At 61.6% G+C, this 5,527-nt stretch carries 5 protein-coding genes; 1 reads left to right on the forward strand and 4 read right to left on the reverse strand.

Annotated elements, in window-relative coordinates; all coding sequences use genetic code 11:
• Positions 1-116 precede the first annotated feature (116 nt).
• The 4 genes from D6877_RS27380 to D6877_RS27395 form a co-directional block, all read right to left on the reverse strand.
• The gene (locus tag D6877_RS27380) at positions 117-1,091 is read right to left on the reverse strand and encodes a FecR family protein (protein ID WP_130912708.1); all 975 of its coding nucleotides are present in this window, start codon (positions 1,089-1,091) and stop codon (positions 117-119) included.
• Positions 1,088-1,564: an RNA polymerase sigma factor gene (locus D6877_RS27385; protein WP_166554767.1), complete on the reverse strand. Its 477-nt coding sequence runs from the start codon at positions 1,562-1,564 to the stop codon at positions 1,088-1,090. Before D6877_RS27385 ends, D6877_RS27380 begins: the two co-directional genes overlap by 4 nt.
• 358 nt (positions 1,565-1,922) lie before the next feature.
• Positions 1,923-2,630: a 3'-5' exonuclease gene (locus tag D6877_RS27390; RefSeq protein WP_130912709.1), complete on the reverse strand. Its 708-nt coding sequence runs from the start codon at positions 2,628-2,630 to the stop codon at positions 1,923-1,925.
• The gene (locus D6877_RS27395) at positions 2,627-4,561 is read right to left on the reverse strand and encodes a putative nucleotidyltransferase substrate binding domain-containing protein (RefSeq protein WP_343287064.1); all 1,935 of its coding nucleotides are present in this window, start codon (positions 4,559-4,561) and stop codon (positions 2,627-2,629) included. Before D6877_RS27395 ends, D6877_RS27390 begins: the two co-directional genes overlap by 4 nt.
• Positions 4,562-4,816: 255 nt before the next feature.
• On the opposite strand from D6877_RS27395, the gene D6877_RS27400 reads away from it, so the two are divergent.
• Positions 4,817-5,263, forward strand: coding sequence for a response regulator (locus tag D6877_RS27400; RefSeq protein WP_130912711.1), 447 nt, complete (start codon positions 4,817-4,819; stop codon positions 5,261-5,263).
• The last annotated feature ends 264 nt before the right edge of the window (positions 5,264-5,527 follow it).

Consider the following 5,527-nt stretch of genomic DNA (forward strand, 5'->3'; position numbering starts at 1 on the left):
TGCAGGAAATGGTTGTGCGGCTGATGGCGCCTTCGCGAGCAGGCTCGCTCCCACAGGTGATCGCATTCCAGTGTGGGAGCGAGCCTGCTCGCGAAGGCGGTTTTCCTGCCGGCGCATTACTCAGGCTTGATATCAGCCTTCGCCACGGTGACCCAATACGGCGTATGCCGCTCGATCTGCACCGGCAAGGTCGGCAGCAAAGCGCTCAGGGCCTTGTCGGTGTCGTGCAACGGAAAACTGCCGGTAATGCGCAGATCGGCCACTTCCGGCGCCACGCCCAGATGCCCGCGACGATAGCGCCCGAGCTCATGCACCAGATCGCCCAGCCGTGCGTTGTCCACCACCAGCATGCCGCGCGTCCAGGCATCGGCGCCGGGGGCGAGGGCGGCAATCGAGCCCAGCCCGTCACTGCGCAGCAACACCTGCTGGCCTTCGCGCAGAATCTGTTCTTGCGGGTTGGCCTGGGAATGGGCCGCCACCGCTGACTGCAACACGCTCAGGCGCGTGCCGTCGTCCTCGCGCTTGACCAGAAACCGTGTGCCCAGCGCACGCATGCTGCCTTCGCGGGTTTCGACGATAAACGGCCGCGCATCGCCATGCCCGGTTTCGACGAGGATTTCGCCTTCCTGCAACACGATCAAGCGGCGCTTGTCATCGAAGCGCACGTCGACCGCGCTGTGGGTATTGAGATTGAGCAGAGTGCCGTCGGACAGGCGCACGGTGCGCTGTTCGCCGGTGGCGGTACGCTGATCGGCGAGCCAGTAATCCAGCGGCAGGTAGCGCTCGCTGACAAACAGCCCGAGCCCGATGAGCACCACGACACTGGCCAGCCCACTACCGAGCTTGCGCACGCGCCGGCGAATGCCTTCGCGCGATTGCAGCAACGCACTTCGGGCCGGGCCCTTGGCGGCGCTGAAACGCTGATCGAGCATGCCCAACTGGCGCCAGGCGCGGGCATGTTCTTCATGGGCCGCATGCCATTTGGCGAATTCTTCGCGCTCCAGCGCGGTGCTCGAATCGAGGGTCAATTGCCAGGCAATCGCCGCGTCCAGCACATGAGCCGGCACCGGGCGCGAACTGGCCGCGGTCATGTCGGTTCACCGTAAAGGGCGATGTAGCACTGGCGCAGGCCTTGCGCCAGGTACTGCCGCACGCGCGGCACCGAGACGCCGAGTTTGCCGGCGATCTCGGCGTGGCTGAGGCCGTCGAGGCGGTTGTACAGGAAGGCTGCGCGGGCCTTGGTCGACAGCTTGCCGAGCAGGCGATCGATGGCTTTGAGGTCGTCGAGGATCATTTGCTGTTCTTCCACCGACGGTTGTTCGTCTTCGGGGATCAGCATCAGTTCGGTGAGGTAGGCCTGTTCCAGCGCGGCGCGGCGGAAGTAGTCGAACAACAGGCCTTTGGCGATCGCCACCAGAAACGCCCGAGGTTCGCGCGGCGTCAGCAGTTCGTCGCGGTTGAGCAGGCGCACAAACGTGTCCTGACTCAAATCCTCGGCACGCTGCGGACACGCCACATTGCGCCGCAACCACGCCAGCAGCCAACCGCGATGGTCGCGATACATCGCACCGACGAGCTCACTGTGGGGGTTGGGCACTGACGACACCGGATATCACCGATTGGGAAATGTTAACTAACGAGAATAGTTCGCGATTCTGGCAGAGGTGGGAATGGTTAGCAATTGGCCACTGGTCAGGTGATGAATCAAGGGCAGCCCCTCACCCTAGCCCTCTCCCGGAGGGAGAGGACTGATCGGGGGATATTCTGAAGGTACACCGACCTGAACGATTTTCAGCGATTCCTCAATCGACTCGGTCTTTCAGGTCGATATAAGGCTTTAGACACCACGATCGGCTCCCTCTCCCTCCGGGAGAGGGCTGGGCGGGCGGCGTTCCGATGAGGGGCTTTTGATCTGAATGATTCTAAAAGGACGGCGCCTGCTGCCTGCGCTTCCACTGATTCAACCGCTGCTGCAACTGCAACGGACTGTAAATCTGCTGCGCCCGCGCCCGGCTGAACAGAATCAATGCCAGCTCCGCCGTGGCCAGCGCATCGGCACTCGCGTTATGCCGCTCGAACACTTCGAGCCGGAACCACTCGATCCACTCATCCAGCCCGGCCTCGCGAATCTGCGCCTGCGGACATAACAGCGGCGCGATATCCGCCACATCCAGAAACACATGTTGCAGCTTGTGCCCCAAGTGCTCCTTCACTGCGCGCCCGAGCATGTGCTGATCGAACGGCGCATGAAACGCCAGCACCGGGCTGTCGCCGATGAACTCCAGCAACTCCAGCAACGCTTCCGCCGGGTCGCTGCCTGCGGCAATTGCACTAGGGCCGAGGCCATGAATCAGCACGCTGGGGCTGAGCTTCAATTCGCGGCATTGCAAGGTGCGTTCGAACTGCTGACGGAAATCGATCGCGCCGTCCTCGATCACCACCGCGCCGATCGACAGGACCCGATCCTTGCTCATATTCAGGCCGGTGGTTTCCAGGTCCAGCACCACCCAGCGCTGCTCGCGCAGGCTGCATTCGCTCAGCTCGGCAAGCGCCGGCAGCTTCGCCAGCCGCTGCTGCAAGTCCGCCGACACCACGGGACTGGCCGGGCGCAGCCAGGAGAACAGGCTCATAGCTGATACCGCAAGGTCAGGCTGCTTTGCAGGCGCTGCGCCTGGCGCAGGGATTCGCGCAGGATGCGCCGGTCGAGATGATTGAGGCTGTCGGGATCGACGCGGTTGGAGTACGGCTGGTTCTCCCGGGTCTGCAACTGATGCTGCTGCATCCGCGTTTGTTGAATGAAGTGATAGGCCTCTTCGTACGCCGCGCCGTCGAGTGGCTCGATGACCTCTTTATCGACCAGTTGGCGAAAGCGTTCGAGGGTGTTGTTGGCGTCGATGCCGTTGGCCAGCGCCAGCAGTCGGGCGCCGTCCACGAACGGCGTCAGGCCCTGGATTTTCAGATCCAGCGTGGCCTTCTCGCCGTTCTTGCGTGCCAGCACGAATTCACGGAAGCGCCCAACGGGAGGGCGGTTGCGCAGCGCATTTTCGGCGAGCATGCGCTGGAACAGACGGTTGTCAGCGACTTGATCGAGGATGCCCCGGCGCAATTGCTCGCAGCCTTGCTCATCGCCCCAGACCACACGCAGGTCGAAATAAATGCTCGAGCCCAGCAGGTTCTCCGGCGTGGCTTCGCGGATGAACGCGGCAAAGCGCCGCGCCCATTCGGCCCGCGACAGACACAGCTCGGGATTGCCGGCCATGATGTTGCCCTTGCACAGGGTGAAGCCGCACTGCGCCAGGCTGTGGTTGATCTGCTGGGCAATCGGCAGCAGCTTGCCGCGAATCTCTGCTGCGTGCGCCGCATCGCGAGCATCGAACAGGATGCCGTTGTCCTGGTCGGTGTGCAGCGTCTGCTCGCGCCGGCCCTCGCTGCCGAAACACAGCCAGCTGAACGGCACGCCCGGGTCGCCTTTTTCCGCCAGGGTGAGTTCGATCACCCGGCACACCGTGTGATCGTTGAGCAGGGTGATGATGTGGGTGATCTGCGTCGACGACGCGCCGTGGGCGAGCATGCGTTCGACCAGTTGGCCGATCTCGCCGCGCAAGGTCACCAGTTGTTCGACCCGCTGCGCGCTGCGGATGGTCCGTGCGAGGTGCACCAGATCGACCCGTTGCAGGGAGAACAGATCACGCTCGGACACCACGCCGCACAGGCGCTGATCCTTGACCAGGCAGACGTGAGCAATGTGCCGCTCGGTCATGGCGATCGCCGCATCGAAGGCGCTGTGATCCGGCGACAGATAAAACGGTGATCGAGTCATGTGCTGTTCGATGGCGTCGCTGAAATCACCGACACCTTCGGCGACCACATGGCGCAAATCGCGCAGGGTGAAAATCCCCAGCGGCGCCTTGTGCTCATCCACCGCGACGATGCTGCCGACCTGTTGCTCGTGCATCAGCTTCACCGCTTCACGCAGCGGCGTCTCGGCGCTGCAGGTCACCGGATGGCGCATCGCAAGTTCACCGAGACGGGTGTTCAGCGAGTATTGAGTGCCGAGGGTCTCCACGGCTTTTTGCTGGACTTGCTGGTTGACCTGATCGAGCAGGCTGCTCACTCCGCGCAGGGCGAAGTCGCGGAAGGCGCTGGAGAGGGCGAACAGTTTGATGAATGCCAGTTTGTTCAGTTGCAGGCAGAAGGTGTCTTCGCCCGCCAGATGTTCGGTGCGTGTGGCGCGTTCACCGAGCAGCGCGGCGAGCGGAAAGCATTCGCCGGTGGTGATTTCGAAGGTGGTCTCGGTGCCGGGTTTGGTGATGTGCTGGCGTTCGCCGACCACTCGCCCCTGTTTGACGATATGAAAATGTTCCACCGGGCCGTCGGCCGGTTTGATGATGCTCTCGCCCTGGGCGAAAAAACGCAGCTGACATTGCTCCACCAGATAGGCGAGGTGGGCGTGTTCCATCTGATTGAAGGGCGGGAAGCGCTGGAGGAATTGCAGGGTGCCCTGAATGTTCTGCAACACCGCGGTTTTCCCTGCCTGGGTGAAGGCGTCCGCTTTGCTCATAACCATTACCGCAGTCTTTTTCGAATTGTTGTTGTCGGATCGTTGCGACCATGGTCGGCCCCGGCGGGCAGGGTGCCCATTGGACGTAAGTCTAGGTTTTGCCACCATTGGCCGATTTTCGGAAATAACCTACGCAAAAGCTCGGAAAAGCTTGCGCTAGCCACTTGGAAAAAATTCCGACGAAGTGCACATTGAAGCGCTGTCCGGTGATGTCTGACGACTTGCCAGGGATTGTTTGAACATTTAGAGAGCGCCATGTCCGACCACGATATTTTGAGCGACGCCGAGCGGGAAGCGCTCAGCGCAGTGATGCTCGAACCTGATCTGCCGCCGCAGCGTGTCCTGATCGTCGACGACGACAAGGACGCCCGCGAGCTGTTGTCGGAGATTCTCGCGCTCGATGGCATTCATTGCATGACCGCAGCCAGCGGTGAAACCGCGCTGAAAATGCTCGATGAAAAGCCTTCGATCGGTCTGGTGATTACCGACCTGCGCATGGGCAATGTCGATGGCCTGGAGCTGATTCGCCAGGTGCGCGAATCGGTGCGGGCAGCGATGCCGATCATCATCGTCTCCGGCGATGCCCACGTGAAAGATGCGATCGAAGCGATGCACTTGAGCGTGGTGGATTTTCTGCTCAAGCCGATTGATACGGAGAAGCTGCTTGAGTTGGTGAAACATGAATTGGGCATAGAATCCTAGAGGCCCCTCACCCTAACCCTCTCCCGGAGGGAGAGGGGACTGACCGCGGTGAATGTCAGAGGTACACCGACCTGAAATTCATGAGTCGAACTCAGGAGTTGAAGCTTCCCCAATCTGCTCCCTTTCCCCTCTACCCCTTGGGGGAGAGGGCTGGGGTGAGGGGGATGGATCTCAAGCCCACCACAAGAATCCAATCCACCTCACAAACAAAAAAGGCCCTGATCTCTCGATCAGGGCCTTTTTCATTCCAACCATCAACTCAAG

Origin of the sequence: Pseudomonas sp. Sample_9 (genome assembly GCF_004307535.1) — a bacterium.
In the GTDB taxonomy this organism is placed as follows: Bacteria; Pseudomonadota; Gammaproteobacteria; order Pseudomonadales; family Pseudomonadaceae; genus Aquipseudomonas; species Aquipseudomonas mercuritolerans.